This window comes from Candidatus Kapaibacterium thiocyanatum (assembly GCA_001899175.1).
GTDB classification, from domain to species: Bacteria; Bacteroidota; Ignavibacteria; order Kapaibacteriales; family Kapaibacteriaceae; genus Kapaibacterium; species Kapaibacterium thiocyanatum.
Genome location: MKVH01000021.1, coordinates 223,588 through 238,944, shown reverse-complemented (window position 1 = coordinate 238,944; position 15,357 = coordinate 223,588). Strand labels below are relative to the sequence as shown.

Genomic DNA, 15,357 nt, shown 5'->3' with positions numbered 1-15,357 from the left:
GCTGCGTACGCGGGAAAGACTCAGCCCCTGTCTTCGCGATAGTCCCGATACCGTTCGATCTCGGTAGCCAGGCGTTTGATCACGAAGCCTACGATCATCGTATCGTCGAGGTATCCGATGAGGGGGATGAAGTCGGGTGTGGCGTCGGTGGGAAGCACGAAGTAGACGAGGGCGGCAAGGATCATGCCGCGCGTCGCCCATGTCATGTGGAACTGCTTGTCGCCCAACATGCGGAACAGCAGACGGACGTTCTTCAGCAGCGAGCCGAAGGCATGGAGATGGGTGATGTTGGCGCGAATCTTTCGCGAGGCCGCGGAAAGGATGCGTGCCTCGTCGTCGGGACGGATCTTCCTCGAAAGGCGATCTATCGTGGCCGCCTTATTCACCGGATGGCGGGCCCGAGCTGAGGATGGCATAGGGAACGACGACGCAGAATCCGATGACGAGTACCACCGGTGCGACCGCGACGGCCAGCGGAGAATCCCAGTTACCGCCCATGCCGGTCGACAGCAGCAGGAAGCCCACGATGATGACGGCGACGCCGGCACCGAGCAGGATGAACTGGCGCTTGTTCCAGGGGAAGTTCCACGTTGTCTTCGACTTAGCGGCGGTGCGCAAGGGCTGTTTTGCCATGACTGGACCAGGACTTTGGAGTTGATCGTACGTTCCGGAGCTCAATCTACGAAGATTTCGGGGCCTGCTTATTGTCCCCGGGCCGTCAGGAAGGTCGTCAGACTTTCGCCGGGCAGCAGGCCGAATTTCTTCCGCAGACGTTCGCGATGTTTCTCGATGCTGCGTACGGAACAATGGAAGATGTCGGCGATGTCCTTCGATGAAAGGGGCAATCGCAGGAAGGCGCACAGCCGCATCTCGGCCACCGTAATGGTCGGGAAGTCCTTGGCGAGATCGGAAAGGAACGTTCCATGCATGGCCGCGAACACGTGTTCGAATTCCCTGCGTGTTTCCGTATCGTCCAGCAACGTATCGATGCTGCTGGAAAGCGTCGATACCTGTCCTGCATCGGTCGGATCCAGACGGGGATGAAGATGGTCCAGCGTCTCGCGTATCCGATGGAGCATCGACGTATACTGGACCTCGCGTAGAAGCAACGCCTGTACTTGCTGCATATGATCGGTATTCATGATGCGAAACTGCGCAGCGCGGACAACGGTGTCCTATGACTTTTGTCAGGCTGCCTGCTTATTGTGCAAGATTGGCCGTCTGGATCAGGGATCTGAGGTTCTTGATCCTGATGTTGCGGCCCGCCGTTTCGATGACTTGATCGTGCTTCAGTTCGCTCAACATGCGGATGACGCTTTCCGGTGCCGTACCTACGATATCCGCGATCTCCTCGCGTGTCAACTGGATGCGGATGGTTTCCCCGTCGTCGTCTGTACCGAACGTTTCCCTGAGTACCAGCAGTGCTTCCGCTACGCGCTCGCGAACGGTCTTCTGGGCGAGTTCAACGACACGTCGTTCGGTATCGTCGAGCTCGTGCGAGATGGCCTGCATGAATCGCAATGCAAGATGCGTGTTCTCACGAATCAGGTTGAAGATAAGTTCCCGTGGTATGAAGCATACCGACGACGACTCGACGGCCGTGGCATTGATCGTATACGGCTCGCCCGTGATGAGCGAAGCATAGCCGATCTGTTCACCGGGACCTGCGAAACGAAGGATCTGCTCCCTCCCGTCATGTCCGGTACGGGATACCTTCACATGACCATGATGGATGCAATACAAGCCACGTGCGAACTCGTCCTGCCTGAATACCGTCACTCCCCGCTCGTACCGATGACAGGCTTTGCTGGAACTCACTTCGGCCGTTTCCAGAACGGTGAGTGCAGCGAAGGTCGAATGCACTCTCGATCCGCAGGACTCGCACGTCGATATCGTATGAGATTCCATAAATCCAAAATTACTACGTATAAACTACGTGTGCCAACCTACGGAGAAGTGTGATAATGCCGTACTACGGCATTAGTACGGTAGTCGTAGTTTTGTGACATGAAACCTACGCTCCTCTATCTTCAGGACACCCTCTGCGGCTGGTGTTATGGCTTCGGACCCGTCATGCAACGGGTGCAGGATATATGGTCGGATCGTGTCGACATCCAGGTGATGGCCGGAGGCATGGTCGTAGGTGAACGGGTGGGTACGGTGGGAGACAGGGTGGAGGTCCTGAGGGACGCATACCGGCGTATCGAGGAATCGACCGGTGCCGTATTCGGCACGGCTTACGTGGGCGGCGTGCTCGAAGAAGGGACCGCCATTCTGGATTCCGTGCCCGGAGCGAAGGCGCTGATGACGTTCAAGACGTTCGATCCCGAACGGGCGGTCGACTTCGCCCATCGGTTGCAACAGGCCATCTATCGCGACGGTATGAGCATCGTCGACGACGGGACGTTCGCCGCGCTCGCCGAAGAATACGGTCTCGATGTCGACGAATTCCTGACCACCCTGCATGACGAGCAGATCGCCGTAATGGTCGACGAAGAATTCGCCTTCGTATCGTCGATGGGGATCTCGGGGTTCCCGACGGTCATCCTCATCAAGGATGACCAGGCCATGATCCTTGCCGAAGGATATGCGACGTATGAAGAGATGGAGTTCAGGCTCGACCTGGCACTCAAGGCCTTCGATCAGAGCAGGAACTAGGGCGTCGCAGCCGCGATGGTAAGGACCAGCGTGTTGTCATCCGGCAGTCGTAGATTGGCGATGGCCGTCTCACCCTTGTACCACACGCGTCCTCCCTCGGGCGTCGTATCTCCTGCGCCGTACATGCGATTCATCTTGATCGATATGGCGTCGGTGATGGCGAAGCGCTGATCCTCGTTCTCGAACTCCATGGTGAATTCGCAGGCATGGATGAAGCCCTGGTCGTTGACGAGCAGGACACCACCCGTGGAATTCACGTTCCAGAATATTCCCTTGCCGATGTAGATCGCGTCGTCTTCGGTGGAAGTGATCAGTCCGCCATTGTTCCTCACGGCCTTCTCGGCATCGGCTCTTGTCGACATGGGTTCGACGCCATAGGGGAAACGGACCTTCTTGTCCTCTTCCGCTTCGGCCGCTGCCGCCGAGTCGTTGGCGAGCTTGAACAGGGAAACGACGAGTTGCTTCTCGTCGTCACCGACGCCGATGCTTGCTGGTGCTTCGTTACCGGCCCACCACGTATAGGAATAGTCGTTGTTCTTCTCCGGTGCACCGAAGGCCGTGGTCAGTTCACCGACGAGGCCCTCCACCGTCTGGGCATCGCGCTTGATGTTGCCGGTGATCTTGTACAGGACGTCGGTTCGCTCCACTGCACTCGACGCGTCGAGCAGGATGGTGACGCGTTCGCAGATCCTTCCGTAGACCGTTCGCGGTCCGACGACGATGTTCGTCGGTGACGATGACTGGACCTTGATCTCCTGGTCTTCGAGCAGACCGAGAACCTTCTCCGACGTCATGCCGGGCTTGAGGTTCAACGGCCAGGCCCCAGGTTTCCCTTGTGCCATGAGGGGAGAAGCAATCGAACACAGGATGAGAACGGCCAGTGCATAACGGATCGCCGGCGCCATGGATTGAATCTCCGTGAATGAACGTGCCAACATACGAAAATGAGCGACCCTGCCGGGCCGGAAAACCCGTATCTGTAACGATGACGGGTCATATGGCTTTACATCGATAGACCGGCATATTGCGGTGTCTCGCCGGTGGATGCGAGACGAAGAATCATGTACAAGCTCCATCATGAAGCATGTCCTTGCGACGATCCTCCTGATCCTTTCGACCTGTACGCTGCAGGCGCAACCGGATATCGACCTCCTCGAGAGCGGGAGCGAAGGAGTGGACTTCTGGATCGCCATCCCTCCGAACGAAATGGTCGAGTATCCGAAGACGGCCCTGCAGATCTATATCGCGTCGCGGTACGAGACGGAGGTGCGTATCTACGATATGCGGACCAAACGTACCCTGCTGCGAACGGTCCAGGCCGGCGGTACCCTTACGCTTGCCGACGAGGACGGCAGTACGAACTGGGGCTGGGAACTGCGGAACGCCGAAACCGTGGAGAACGGTGGTATACGGATCACGGCCGAACGCCCGATCGTCGTCTACGTCCTGAATTCGAAAGGATATTCTACCGACGGTTATCTGGCCAGGCCGGTACATACGTGGGGAACCGACCACGTCGTTACCGCATTCTACGACTTCAGGGAACTACAGCCCTGGGCGGGTGGCTTCGTCATCGTCGCGTCGCAGGATGGTACCGATGTCGAAATCGATCTGCGTGGCACGGGTGGTGAACTGGGCGGCAGAACGTCGACCGGGCGTGCGATCAACAAAGGACAGACGCTCGGTGTCGCGATGAAGAAGGGACAGACCTATATGGTCCACGGCAATGCCACGACGAAGGGGGCCTTCGACCTTACAGGGACCAGGATCAGATCCAACAAGCCTGTCTGCCTCATCAACTTCCACATGCGGACGGCCGTTCCGAGCGAGCTCGTGAACGGAAACGGACGGAACCATCTCGTCGAGTGGGGTGTTCCCGTTTCGTCGTGGGGCAAGCGCTACGTATCCGTACCGTTCGCACGTACGAGTACACCGAAGGGCGGACGGGGAGACTATTTCCGTGTCGTGGCTTCGCAGGGGCATACGACGACCATCGTGCGATGGTATGACGTGATCACGAAGGTGCAGACCGGAATCGATACGTTGTATCTTCTGAAGGCCGGAGACTTCGTCGATATCAGGAAAAGCGACAAACCCGTGCAGTTGATCGATGGCATCTCGGTCTGGGAAGCCGATGCACCGATCCAGGTACTGCAGTATTCCTGTTCGGCATCGTTCGACGGGGATGCGTTCCTCGATCCCTTCATGATCGCACTCGTGCCCGAAGAGCAGTTCGTGTCGTCGGCCTTGTTCCAGACTCCGATGCTGTCCGATTTCACGAATCACTTCCTCACCTTCGTCGTCAAGGTGAAGGGAGATTCCGCGAACCGTCAGGCCCATCTCCGTTCGATCCGCATCAATGGAGTACCCCTGTGGAATCATGCGGACCTGTTCCCGCAACAGATGGCCAACACCGCCATTCCGGGAACGGATTTCTACTGCTTCCGGCTCAAGGTGAAGCCCGGATCGTATACCGTCCATGGTAACGACAGCATCGACGTCGGAGGATACATCTACGGCTACGGTGAACTGAATGCCTACGGCTGGCCGATGGGCGGGGCGGAACGCCGCACTGACGTCGACGATATCGTGCCGCCGTCGATCGAAGCGGTGGAGACCGGCACCGGATGGGACGTCAGCGTACAGGACGTCGGAGCGGGCCTGGCCTTCATCGGCAGACCCGTCTCCGATAGTACTACCACGACGTCGATCGTCGGTGACCATGGTATCTACGGAATGACGGAGCAACATATGAAGGCGACGTTCTCCGTACGATGGCGTGATCCGGAAGCGCCGGACTCGATGTCGCTCGAAGCGAGAGACTGGGCCGGCAACAGGAGAGTCGTGAAACTGGTACCGAAGGTCGTTTCGCCGCTCGGTTCGGAATCCGTCGACTTCGGGATCGTATATCCGCTGATGCATCCGACGACGAGGATGGAACTGCACAATCCGACCGATATACCCATGATCGTCAGCGACGTTCATTTCGCCCGTGGAGGAATATTCGGGACGACGCTGACGAAGATGACGTTAGCAGGAAACGGGTCCGCTCACTTCGACATCATGTGCGGTTCCGGCCCCAGGCGGAATGGGGTCTCGACCGATACCCTGCTCGTTCGCATACGTGGAACGGTATTCCCGATCGTCGTCACCGCCGACTTCGTATCTCCCGCTCCGATGTATTCCGGTACGATGTCAGGAACGTACTTCGTGAACGAACGCAAATGCGCACAGGTACAGATCGCCAATACGGGTACGGGAAATCTGATCGTCACATCTCTCGACGGCCTTGCCGATCCGTTCGCCTTGCCGTTCGCGCAGATCGACGCGCTTCCCTATGAGATCCGTCCAGGCGAAGCCAGAACCATCGAGTACTGCGTCGCATCTGCGATGGAAGGAACGTTCCGGGATACGATCGTGTGTGCCGTTAACCTCGAGGAGTCCATCCGCATACCTCTCGAAGCTGCGGTATTCAGGACGGTGTCGATTCCGGACGCAGAGGCTATCGCTTCCCATGGAAGTCGTATCGTCGGAACCGTCATCCCGTCCTCGATACTGCCTGCCGGGATGGAAACGGCGACGTTGATGGACGTTACGGGGCGTACCGTGAGGGAATGGCGGTACGACGCAGGGTATGTGAACGACGGCAGCCGACCGGACGCCCTGTACGTCGGTGACGTTGCACCTTCCTGCTATGTTCTGCAGATTCGCAGCGGACGGAATCGTATGACGATGCCGATCATCGTCGGCCGATAGTATATCCTCGACAGGTTCCTGTAACGGAACGATACGACCATACGCCTTGCTTGCGGATACTCACGGAGGCAACGATGAAACGAAGCGACTTCCTGAAGGGATTGGGTCTGGCCGGAATCGGATCGGTCATACCATGGAGACCCACCGTGATCCATGCCACACCACCGAAGCCGCCCGGTGTGGACTGTATCCTGATTCCGAACGAGACGGCAGGACCGTATCCGCTCGATCTGAGTTCGGATGCGTCGAAGTTCAGACAGGACGTCACGGAAGGCAGGCCGGGCGTACCGCTCACGCTCGCATTGACCGTCGTGAACGTCAATCTCGGTTGTGCTCCGATCGCCAATGCCCGCGTGGATATCTGGCATTGCGACAAGGATGGCGTGTATTCGGGATATGTCCAGCCGGGCTCGAATACCGTAGGTCAGACCTTCATGCGCGGGATCCAGTTGACCGATGCGAACGGACGCGTGGAGTTCAGGACGATCTATCCGGGATGGTACAATGGACGTATCACGCACATCCATTTCCAGGTCTTCCTCAGCTCCGTCCTGAGCGCCACATCCCAGATGGCGTTCCCGGATGCCCTCAACGACGAAGTCTATACGACGCCCCTGTATGCCGGGCGTGGGAAGAATACGTCCGTCGTCAACAATGCGGCCGATATGGTCTTCGCCTCGCCACCGGGCGATCTTCAGTACGAGATGCTCGGCATCACTCCGAATACGACGACCGGTGGCTACAACGGATCGATGACGATCGGCATCGATGGTCCGACGACGGGACTTGCCGAGCTCGAACCGGAAACCGGAGGTCAGTTCGTGTTGCGGCAGAACTACCCAAATCCTGTGACGGAGCATACGACGTTCGCGTTCTCTCTACTTCGTACGTCGCATGTACGACTGACCATCCACGATCTGTCGGGAAGGAGCGTCGCTACGCTCCTCGATGCACGACTCGATGAAGGCCGGCATGCTGTCGAATGGGACCGATCCGGCGACATGCGTATCGCCAGTGGAACCTACGTCTATCAGCTCGAAGTGGAGAACGCATCGGGCCGGTTTACGCAAGTGAAGACGTTGACGGTACTATAGCATATTTCAGTATGAGGAGCAGTATCGGTATACTACTGTACTGATATGGCTCACTATCATCCTATTCCGTCAGACTACCGAGAAATCACCATGAAGCAACTGACGTTGTTCGAGATACTTGCTGCGATCATTCCGGGGGCACTCGTGATAGTAGGCATGGTCTATCAGTACGATTATCTGGTTGTGATAGAAAAACCTGGATCCATGACCATAGGAGATTTGACCGTCCTGACGATGGCTGCACTCACGTTAGGAATGGTCCTTCAAGGACCGGCGCGGTTCCTGAAAGATTGGCTCGCTGACAAGATATTACCGGTGCGTTTCACGTTATACACACCTTCTCCCGAACTTCTTTCGTCGGCGCAACAGGAAAGAGTCAAGAAGATTCTTGAGTCCCGATATGGTATACCGCGAAATGCGGATGGAAGGGATCGGGAACAACAGGTAGTCATCAAGATGGGATATAAGGAGGCAGTTGTTGCCCTCCGTACAGATGGACATTCGGAGCGGTTCGAGAGATTGACGGTGTATCAGAGTATGTATCGAGGGCTCTCATGTGCCTGTTCAGTGCTCATCCTTCTCGGGATCTTTGCCCCAATGGCTCAGCCGTCGAAGATTTGGATGCTGGCGGGGTTGCTGGTGGCGATACTATCCATTCTCATGCGGATGCTTCAATCGGAGCGTACACGGATGACGGAACTGTTCCTGCAGTTGCTGGTTCTGGAATCAGCAGGTAAGAAGAGCACGTGAGAGGACATGCTCTCAGCGAATTCTAACGAACGGTAGTGAGCTGCGGCGGAGCCGCTCAGGCTATATTTGCCCGCCCTCGCCAAGGCCATCAGTATCGTTCCGCATCGGCTATCGTCATGTTCGCTCGCTATCGCCTTCCCATCGCGATCCTCGTCCTGTTCCTGTGGACAGCCACGTCGTCGTATGGACAGACTTCCGGGCAGGAGACATGGAAGGCCGGATTCCAGACGACGTACATCTGGCAGGGGAAGGCAGGATTCCCGGCACGATATTCCGGGACGAACAGTCTGACGCCGGACCCTGAACCGAGTTATTCGCTGACGGCCACGGTCATGGGTGGGCTACGGCTATGGCCGGGAGGGGAGGTCTACCTCAACATCGAGACGGCGCGTGGTCTCGCCCTTTCGGGGTTGCTCGGCCTTGGCGGCTTCACGAACGGCGAGATGGCCCGAACCACAGGCCCGACCTTCAGGGTCTATATGGCCAGGCTCTTCCTGCGTCAGACCATTCCCCTGAACGACGTACCGCTTCCCGTCGATTCGGATGTCAATCAGCTCGCGGATACGACGGCCACCCATCGTCTCGTGGTGACGGCCGGCAATCTTGCTGCGCTCGATATCTTCGATGACAATATCTATAGTCATGATCCGCGAACGCAGTTCATGAACTGGTCGTTGATGACGCACGGTGCATACGACTATGCGGCCGATGCACGCGGATACTCGTGGGGACTGGCACTGGAATGGTATCACGACGATTGGGTGCTCCGTCTGGGCCGCTTCATACAGCCATACGAGCCGAATCAGCAGGCACTGGACCCTGATATCATGAAGCATTACGGAGATCAGCTCGAGGTCGGACATAGCCATACGATCGATGGGCGTCCGGGAGCGGTACGCGTGCTTGCCTTCCGCAACCGTGCGATCATGGCGCGGTATCAGGATGCACTGGACCTTGCGGCGAAGACAGGAGAGCCGCCGGATATCGGCAAGGTCCGGACGACCGAACAGATCAAGTTCGGCTTCGGACTCAACATCGAACAAGCCGTAGCCGACGATATCGGCGTCTTTCTGCGGGCCAGTTGGGCGGATGGAAAGACCGAGACCTATGCATTCACGGAGATCGATCGTTCCATCTCCGCAGGTGCGAGGATCAAGGGGACATCATGGGGTCGGGCTGAGGACGAACTCTTCGTCGGCATCGTCGGTAATGCGCTCTCGCAGGAGCGCCGCGACTACCTGGCCAGGGGTGGAATCAGTTTCTTCATCGGAGACGGAGCACTCGACTATCGTCCGGAAACCATCGTCGAGCTTCTCTACACGCTGCGCATCATGAAATGGGCATCGCTATCGATCGACTGGCAGCATATCTCCAATCCTGCCTACAATGCCGATCGCGGTCCGGTCGATCTCGGAGCGATACGACTACATGTGGAGCTGTAGGGCCGGCATCATTTCTTCGCCGAGAAATAATCCCAGACGATCTTCGATATCCTGGCGATGACGTTCTCCAGGGTGTCGTTGTCCTCGTGCGAGTCCGAGACGTAGACGACGATGGCGACGTGCCTGTTCTTCGGAAGCACGACGATACCGACGTCATTGAGGGCGTGGATGGTACCCTCGCTGTTCCTGCCGGAGGATCCCGTCTTGTGGGCCACTGTCGTGCCCGGCGGGAGAAGTCCCTTGATCCGGTCCGGTCCTGTCGACGTTTCCGCCATGGCATTCCACAGGAACTTCCTGCTCGATTCCGAAAGGATACGCCCGCCATGGAACATGTCGAGCAGTTTCACCATTGCCTCCGGTTCGCACCAGTTCGAGAACTGCGTCTTCGGCCTCTCGTGCATCTCCTCTTCCGTAGCCGCGAACGCCATACCGGTGATGCCGAGACTGCGGATGTACGCCTCCACCTTGGCCGGTCCGCCGAGCATGCGGAACAGGATGTCGCATCCGTTGTTGTCGCTCTGCGATACCGTGTATCGGAGGATCTCGCTCAGGGTGAGGTGTATCTCGCCCTTCGGATACTTGTCCCGCATCGGGCTCCATGTATCGGGGAGCAGGTCCTTCTTCCGGACATGGATCTTCATATCGAGTGAGAGCTTCCCACGATCCACCTCGTGCAGTACGGCCACCGCCAGTGGGAACTTGTAGACGCTCTGCATCGGATAGTGTCCCTTCCCGTCGAACGCCAGCGTATCCCTGTCCTCGAGGCCGAGCACGGAGACGCCGACCTTCGCATTCGACGACTGGATGATCTTCGCGATCTGACGCCGAGCTTCGCCTTTCTGCGCCGTCAGATCGTGCGTGAGGAAGAGAACGAAACCGAGAAGCAGGATGGTGCGGAACATCGTGGTCAGGGGATGGAATGGTGTGGAAGGACTTTTGCCCAAACTATGGAAACCGCTACTGATGACCATTGCTCCGCAGGAATCTGTCGAGATTCGTGCCTTTTCCGAGCACCGGTTTGAACAGGTCTCCCGTTTCCTTCAGACGGTCGAAGATGGTCGTGATGGTGAATCGGCCGGGATCCAGCCCTTTACGGACTTCCTCCCAGTGAAGGGGCGTCGATACCAGGGCCCCAGGACGGGCACGAAGGGAATAGGGAGCGGCGACGGTCTGTCCCTGACCGTTCTGCAGATGGTCCAGATAGACCTTGCGTCGACGCTTCGCCGGTGCGCGCTCCAGACTCGTGATCGACGGGGCCAGTTCGTGGACAGCGGTAACGATGACCTGCGCGAACTGCCGCGATTGGGCGTAGGTGTATCGCGCACCCAATGGAATGTAGATGTGCAGTCCAGTCGCACCGGACGTCTTGCAGAAGGATGCGATCTTCCAGTCGTCGAGCACGTCCTTGACTACCAGTGCCGTCTTGACGACCTTGTCGAATCCGATGGAGAGGGGATCCAGATCGATGAGGCAGTAGTCGGGATGATCGGGATGGTCGGCACGCGAATGCCATGGATGCATCTCGATGCATCCCATGTTCGCCATATAGAGGAGCGTGGCCTTGTCTTCGCACACGAGGTAGTGCACGTCCTTGCCCGTGGACTCGCTGTAGTCGACGTGGAGCCGCATCCAGTCGGCGACCTTTCCCTTCACGTCCTTCTGGTAGAAGCCGGCTCGCTCGGCTCCTTCGGGGTGACGCAGGAGAGACTGTGGCCGGTCCTTCAGGTACGGCATGACGTAGGATGATATCGCGTGATAGTATTCGAGGACATCCCGCTTCGTGATACCACCACGCCTCCAGTAGAACTTCGTGAGGTTGGTCAGCGAAAGTTCATGACGATTGACGGTACGGGTGACGGTGGTTTCATCCTCGCTGATCCATGCATGGGGTGCGGTCATGACGGTCCTCTTCATGTCGATGATACACGCTCCCGACGGACGTCGTGCGCGTTCTTGTCCGATCTGAGGCCCAGGAAGACGGGCTGTCGCATGACGCCGTCGTTGGTCCATTCCTGGAATCGCACTTCCGCAACGAGCGTGGGGCGTACCCACCGTACCGGTGCATTGGTGACGGGCACGTCATCGAAGGGAGATGTCTTCCGTTCGAGCCGATGCAGCTTCGCCTGGACATCCTCGAGCGTATCTTCGTCGAATCCGGTGCCGGTATGACCGACGTAGATCAGGTCGTTGCCTTCATAGACGCCGAGAACGAGAGCCCCGAAGTGCTTGCGCGATCCGCGCCCTTCCGTGTATCCGGCGATGACGACTTCCTGACGTGCGTGGGTCTTGATCTTGAGCCAGTCCCTGCTTCGGATTCCTGCGTGATAGCCGCTGTCCTTGCGTTTGGCCATGATCCCTTCGAGCCCGCTCTTCCTGGCGGTTCTGAAGAAGTCCTCGCCCCGTTCGGGGACGTGCTCCGAATACATGATCGTCGGATTCCCGGGAAGAACGGTCTTCAACAGTTCCTTCCGGTCGAGGAGGGGGAGTGCGTCGAGGCGATGCCCATCGAGCCACAACAGATCGAAGGCGCAGTAGACCAGCGTTCCCTGACCCGTCTTCTTCCATGTCTGAAGCAGCTGGAAACGGGAGCGTCCCATGTCGTCGAGTACGACGATCTCCCCGTCGATGACGGCGTCGTGACGGAGACCATCCAGCGTAGCGGTGACGGGTGCGAACGTTTCCGTGAAGACCTGCGCGTTGCGCGACAGCAGACGAACCTTGCCGTGATTCACCATGGCGATCGTACGATATCCGTCCCATTTGATTTCGAATACCCAGTCCCTGTCCGTGAAGGGCCCGTCGACGAGCGTCGCCAGCATGGGACGTATCGCCCGTGGATATGGATCATTCTTTCGCATCTCGTGCCGTATGGCTGGGTTTCCGGCGTTTCCTTCCTCCTACTTCGTCGAGGTTCTTGCCGCTGATCACCGATCGCGTCTTTCTCGTGACGTCGATGTCCTTCGCGTAGTCATCGTCCTTCTTGACCAGCAACCAGTTGTTGCCTCCACTGCCATGCATGCGGACGAGGGAGAATGCGCCCTTGAGTTTCGTGCCGTGCAGCTCGATCACGACCGATCCTTCCCGCAATCCATGGTTCATGGCGGTCTGCTGTGCCGGAATGCTCTTGCCCGCGGCCTCGACGGGCTCGTAGGTACCTTCATCCCAGACCAGCACGGTGCCTGCACCGTAGTTGCCCTCGGGGATGACACCTTCGAACGTGCGATAGTCGTAGGGATGATCCTCGACCATCACGGCCAGCCGTTTGTCGGACGGACGTAACGACGGTCCTTTGGGAACGGCCCAACTCTTCAGCACGCCATCCAGCTCGAGACGGAAGTCGTAGTGAAGCCGGGAGGCGTCATGCTTCTGAACGACGAAGCGGAGGGCCTTGTGACTGCGCTCGACCGCTCCCTGCGGCTCGGGGGTCTTCGTGAAGGTTCTCTTCTTCGTGTAGGTGCGCAGGCTCATCCGGTCTTCCTCCGTTGCGGCGATCGTGGCTTGTTCTCCGTCAGGCTCAGCTTCAGTTCTTCCATGAGGTCGATGACCTTGCCGCGTTCCTTCTTCGGCCGTTCGTGGATGGTCACCGTCTTGCCCTTCGCCTTCGCCCTGATCACACGCTTCAGTTTCGCCGTGTAGGTATCCTTGAACGCGGCGGCATCGAATTCCTTCGAGAGCGATTCTACGAGCTTCATCGCCAGCGATAGTTCCTTGGGTGACGTTCTGTCGGAGTCGGGTATGGAACCGGGTATGCTTCCTATCTCACCGGCGTAGTGCATCTGGTGCAGCAGGAGCGCTCCGTCGTGCCAGGGCCGGAGAGCTACGGGGTGTGCCCTGGTGCGGAGTACGAACTCGGCGATGCCGATGGTCTGCGATTTGCTCAGAGCCTTCCAGAGAAGATGGTAGATCTTCTCCGCACCCTTGTGGGGAACGAGGTAGTAGGCCTTGTCGTAGTAGATCGGGTCGATGCTGTCGAATGACGTGAACTGGAGGATGTCGATACTGTGCGATTTGTCCGGACTCGCATTCGTGAAGTCCTGCGGGGTCACGATGACGTAGCGTCCCCTGGAGTATTCGAATCCCTTCACGATGTCCTGGTAGGAGATTTCCTTGCCCGTGGATTCGGATACGCGCTTGTAGCGGATCGGGGAGTGATCCTTCTTCGAGAGCAGATCGAAACTCAGCTCCCGTTCCTTCACGGCACTGAGGAGCTTGACGGGAATCTTGACGAGGCCGAATGAAATCGATCCGGACCATAGAGCTCTCATGATACCTCCTGCTCGCATCGTGGTGAACGTCGATCACGGCGGAACGCGAAGCGTCCGGCTATCGCGCACAACGGTGCTACCCGATGCATAGGGAAAGGTTCCACGTCATCCCATCGTCGTTCCGCCGTACAGCACGAGCACTTCGCCGGTGATGAAGCTGCGGTCCGCTTCGCTTGCGAAGAAGACGAAGGCCGGGGCTATGTACTTCGGGTGCGGCTTCATCCTGTGCTCCATGCCGGGCTTCTCCTGATGCTGGGCCGGCATGGGCGATGTCGGTTGTCTGAGCTGTCCTTTCACTGCCATGGTCGGTCCTCCATCATGGTGGCCACGTCTGAAACGACGTATCGCGTGAATGTTCCCGATCGGGACTCGCATCGTGTTTCCCGGTCACTCACGGATCGGACGATATCACGTCAGTTCCGTGATGTTCCTGATGACCTTGTCCAGTTCGTGCGCCGAGGTCATCAGATAGCCGAGCATTTCGTCGCGCTCTTCGGTGGACCCTTTGGAGTCGCGGATGATGGAAATCAGGCCCATGATCCTCGACAGTGGAGCGCGTATCACGTGGGACTGCATCCAGGCTATCTCCTTGAGCTTTCTGTTCTGGGCTTCGATGGCATTGATGTAGTTCAGTCGTTCCGTGACGTCGTTCGCGAGGATGATCCGTGATGACGTGCCCTTGTACTGCAAGGCATTGCTCCGAAGGTCCACGCGGATCATCTCGCCATTCTTCTTCCGATGATCGACGATTCCCTGCATGTAGCGTTCGGGAAATCCGGGATCCGAGGGCATCGCTTCCGGCATGCTTCCGATCTGTTGTATGTCCGCGATCGACATGTCCAGGAACTCCTGGAGGCTGAAGCCGTAGTGCCTGATCGCGGCATTGTTGACGTCGATGAACTTGAGGGTGCCGCAATCGCATACCCACATGGGCAGTGGGCTGAGGTGGAAGAGCTCACTGTACTTATGCTCCGATTCGAGCAGTGCCGACGATATCCTTCTCCGTTCGGAACTGTAGACGATACTCTTGTACAGGATCAGTGCGGTGAGCTCTTCCTTGAGGATGTAGTCGGCGATTCCCATCGAAAGCGACTTCACGCCGAAGGCGAAGTCGGCATACCCCGTCAGTACGATGACGGGAATGTCGGGACACAAGCCGACGATATCGTGGATGAGGCCTTCTCCCGTTCTGTCCGACAGGGAAAGGTCAAGCAGGACGACATCGAATCGTTGGCCATCTTTCGTGAGGATGGAACTCGCCTTCTCGAAGCTCTCCGCATGGGTGATCGTGGGTGCTTCGATCTGCTCGTACAGAAAGTCCTCGACCAGGACGTAGTCCCCCGGATTGTCCTCGATGACGAGCACCCTGTATTTGCTGCTATCCGCCGGCAT

Annotated in this window: 17 protein-coding genes; 5 read left to right on the top strand and 12 right to left on the bottom strand. The window is 57.9% G+C overall.

Annotated elements, in window-relative coordinates; genetic code table 11:
• Window positions 1-20 precede the first annotated feature (20 nt).
• From BGO89_07260 to BGO89_07245, 4 genes are all read right to left on the bottom strand, one after another.
• Window positions 21-386, bottom strand: a complete 366-nt coding sequence (locus BGO89_07260) for a hypothetical protein (protein OJX57760.1) — start codon at window positions 384-386, stop codon at window positions 21-23.
• A complete protein-coding gene (locus BGO89_07255) occupies window positions 379-633 on the bottom strand; it encodes a hypothetical protein (protein OJX57759.1) in 255 nt (84 codons plus the stop codon). The genes BGO89_07260 and BGO89_07255 overlap by 8 nt, the downstream gene beginning before the upstream one ends.
• A gap of 68 nt (window positions 634-701) precedes the next feature.
• A complete protein-coding gene (locus BGO89_07250) occupies window positions 702-1,142 on the bottom strand; it encodes a hypothetical protein (GenBank protein ID OJX57758.1) in 441 nt (146 codons plus the stop codon).
• Window positions 1,143-1,200: 58 nt separating this feature from the next.
• On the bottom strand, window positions 1,201-1,908 hold the full coding sequence (locus BGO89_07245) for a hypothetical protein (GenBank protein ID OJX57757.1): 708 nt from the start codon (window positions 1,906-1,908) through the stop codon (window positions 1,201-1,203).
• A 99-nt stretch (window positions 1,909-2,007) separates the two neighbouring features.
• Between BGO89_07245 and BGO89_07240 the strand changes: the two genes are divergently transcribed.
• Complete coding sequence (locus BGO89_07240) at window positions 2,008-2,658, top strand: hypothetical protein (GenBank protein OJX57756.1); 651 nt, start codon at window positions 2,008-2,010, stop codon at window positions 2,656-2,658.
• On the opposite strand, the gene BGO89_07235 is transcribed toward BGO89_07240, so the two are convergent.
• Window positions 2,655-3,563, bottom strand: coding sequence for a hypothetical protein (locus BGO89_07235; protein OJX57755.1), 909 nt, complete (start codon window positions 3,561-3,563; stop codon window positions 2,655-2,657). The genes BGO89_07240 and BGO89_07235 overlap by 4 nt on opposite strands.
• 172 nt (window positions 3,564-3,735) lie before the next feature.
• Here BGO89_07235 and BGO89_07230 point away from each other — a divergent pair, with 172 nt between their 5' ends.
• The 4 genes from BGO89_07230 to BGO89_07215 all read left to right on the top strand — a co-directional run bounded on the left by BGO89_07230 (window position 3,736) and on the right by BGO89_07215 (window position 9,700).
• The gene (locus BGO89_07230; GenBank protein OJX57754.1) at window positions 3,736-6,414 is read left to right on the top strand and encodes a hypothetical protein; all 2,679 of its coding nucleotides are present in this window, start codon (window positions 3,736-3,738) and stop codon (window positions 6,412-6,414) included.
• Between the two features lie 74 nt (window positions 6,415-6,488).
• Complete coding sequence (locus BGO89_07225) at window positions 6,489-7,508, top strand: hypothetical protein (protein ID OJX57753.1); 1,020 nt, start codon at window positions 6,489-6,491, stop codon at window positions 7,506-7,508.
• A 90-nt stretch (window positions 7,509-7,598) separates the two neighbouring features.
• Entirely contained in the window at window positions 7,599-8,258 is a 660-nt protein-coding gene (locus BGO89_07220) for a hypothetical protein (protein OJX57752.1), read from the top strand.
• A 146-nt stretch (window positions 8,259-8,404) separates the two neighbouring features.
• A complete protein-coding gene (locus BGO89_07215; protein OJX57861.1) occupies window positions 8,405-9,700 on the top strand; it encodes a carbohydrate porin in 1,296 nt (431 codons plus the stop codon).
• An 8-nt stretch (window positions 9,701-9,708) separates the two neighbouring features.
• On the opposite strand, the gene BGO89_07210 is transcribed toward BGO89_07215, so the two are convergent.
• From BGO89_07210 to BGO89_07180, 7 genes are all read right to left on the bottom strand, one after another.
• Entirely contained in the window at window positions 9,709-10,602 is an 894-nt protein-coding gene (locus BGO89_07210; GenBank protein ID OJX57751.1) for a hypothetical protein, read from the bottom strand.
• A 55-nt stretch (window positions 10,603-10,657) separates the two neighbouring features.
• The gene (locus tag BGO89_07205; GenBank protein OJX57750.1) at window positions 10,658-11,614 is read right to left on the bottom strand and encodes a hypothetical protein; all 957 of its coding nucleotides are present in this window, start codon (window positions 11,612-11,614) and stop codon (window positions 10,658-10,660) included.
• Window positions 11,611-12,558: a hypothetical protein gene (locus BGO89_07200; protein OJX57749.1), complete on the bottom strand. Its 948-nt coding sequence runs from the start codon at window positions 12,556-12,558 to the stop codon at window positions 11,611-11,613. The genes BGO89_07205 and BGO89_07200 overlap by 4 nt, the downstream gene beginning before the upstream one ends.
• The gene (locus tag BGO89_07195) at window positions 12,545-13,168 is read right to left on the bottom strand and encodes a 3'-phosphoesterase (GenBank protein OJX57748.1); all 624 of its coding nucleotides are present in this window, start codon (window positions 13,166-13,168) and stop codon (window positions 12,545-12,547) included. Before BGO89_07195 ends, BGO89_07200 begins: the two co-directional genes overlap by 14 nt.
• Window positions 13,165-13,965, bottom strand: a complete 801-nt coding sequence (locus tag BGO89_07190; protein ID OJX57860.1) for a Ku protein — start codon at window positions 13,963-13,965, stop codon at window positions 13,165-13,167. Before BGO89_07190 ends, BGO89_07195 begins: the two co-directional genes overlap by 4 nt.
• A 105-nt stretch (window positions 13,966-14,070) precedes the next feature.
• Complete coding sequence (locus BGO89_07185) at window positions 14,071-14,340, bottom strand: hypothetical protein (protein OJX57747.1); 270 nt, start codon at window positions 14,338-14,340, stop codon at window positions 14,071-14,073.
• Window positions 14,341-14,373: 33 nt separating this feature from the next.
• On the bottom strand, window positions 14,374-15,357 hold the full coding sequence (locus tag BGO89_07180) for a hypothetical protein (protein ID OJX57746.1): 984 nt from the start codon (window positions 15,355-15,357) through the stop codon (window positions 14,374-14,376).

Excerpts from the sequence above, each read along its gene's own strand:
- BGO89_07255 (OJX57759.1), bottom strand. The coding sequence starts at position 633 with ATGGCAAAACAGCCCTTGCGCACCGCCGCTAAGTCGAAGACAACGTGG.
- BGO89_07250 (OJX57758.1), bottom strand. The coding sequence starts at position 1,142 with ATGAATACCGATCATATGCAGCAAGTACAGGCGTTGCTTCTACGCGAG.
- BGO89_07245 (OJX57757.1), bottom strand. The coding sequence starts at position 1,908 with ATGGAATCTCATACGATATCGACGTGCGAGTCCTGCGGATCGAGAGTG.
- BGO89_07240 (OJX57756.1), top strand. The coding sequence starts at position 2,008 with ATGAAACCTACGCTCCTCTATCTTCAGGACACCCTCTGCGGCTGGTGT.
- BGO89_07235 (OJX57755.1), bottom strand. The coding sequence starts at position 3,563 with ATGGCGCCGGCGATCCGTTATGCACTGGCCGTTCTCATCCTGTGTTCG.
- BGO89_07230 (OJX57754.1), top strand. The coding sequence starts at position 3,736 with ATGAAGCATGTCCTTGCGACGATCCTCCTGATCCTTTCGACCTGTACG.
- BGO89_07225 (OJX57753.1), top strand. The coding sequence starts at position 6,489 with ATGAAACGAAGCGACTTCCTGAAGGGATTGGGTCTGGCCGGAATCGGA.
- BGO89_07220 (OJX57752.1), top strand. The coding sequence starts at position 7,599 with ATGAAGCAACTGACGTTGTTCGAGATACTTGCTGCGATCATTCCGGGG.
- BGO89_07210 (OJX57751.1), bottom strand. The coding sequence starts at position 10,602 with ATGTTCCGCACCATCCTGCTTCTCGGTTTCGTTCTCTTCCTCACGCAC.
- BGO89_07205 (OJX57750.1), bottom strand. The coding sequence starts at position 11,614 with ATGAAGAGGACCGTCATGACCGCACCCCATGCATGGATCAGCGAGGAT.
- BGO89_07200 (OJX57749.1), bottom strand. The coding sequence starts at position 12,558 with ATGCGAAAGAATGATCCATATCCACGGGCGATACGTCCCATGCTGGCG.
- BGO89_07195 (OJX57748.1), bottom strand. The coding sequence starts at position 13,168 with ATGAGCCTGCGCACCTACACGAAGAAGAGAACCTTCACGAAGACCCCC.
- BGO89_07190 (OJX57860.1), bottom strand. The coding sequence starts at position 13,965 with ATGAGAGCTCTATGGTCCGGATCGATTTCATTCGGCCTCGTCAAGATT.
- BGO89_07185 (OJX57747.1), bottom strand. The coding sequence starts at position 14,340 with ATGCGAGTCCCGATCGGGAACATTCACGCGATACGTCGTTTCAGACGT.
- BGO89_07180 (OJX57746.1), bottom strand. The coding sequence starts at position 15,357 with ATGCCGGCGGATAGCAGCAAATACAGGGTGCTCGTCATCGAGGACAAT.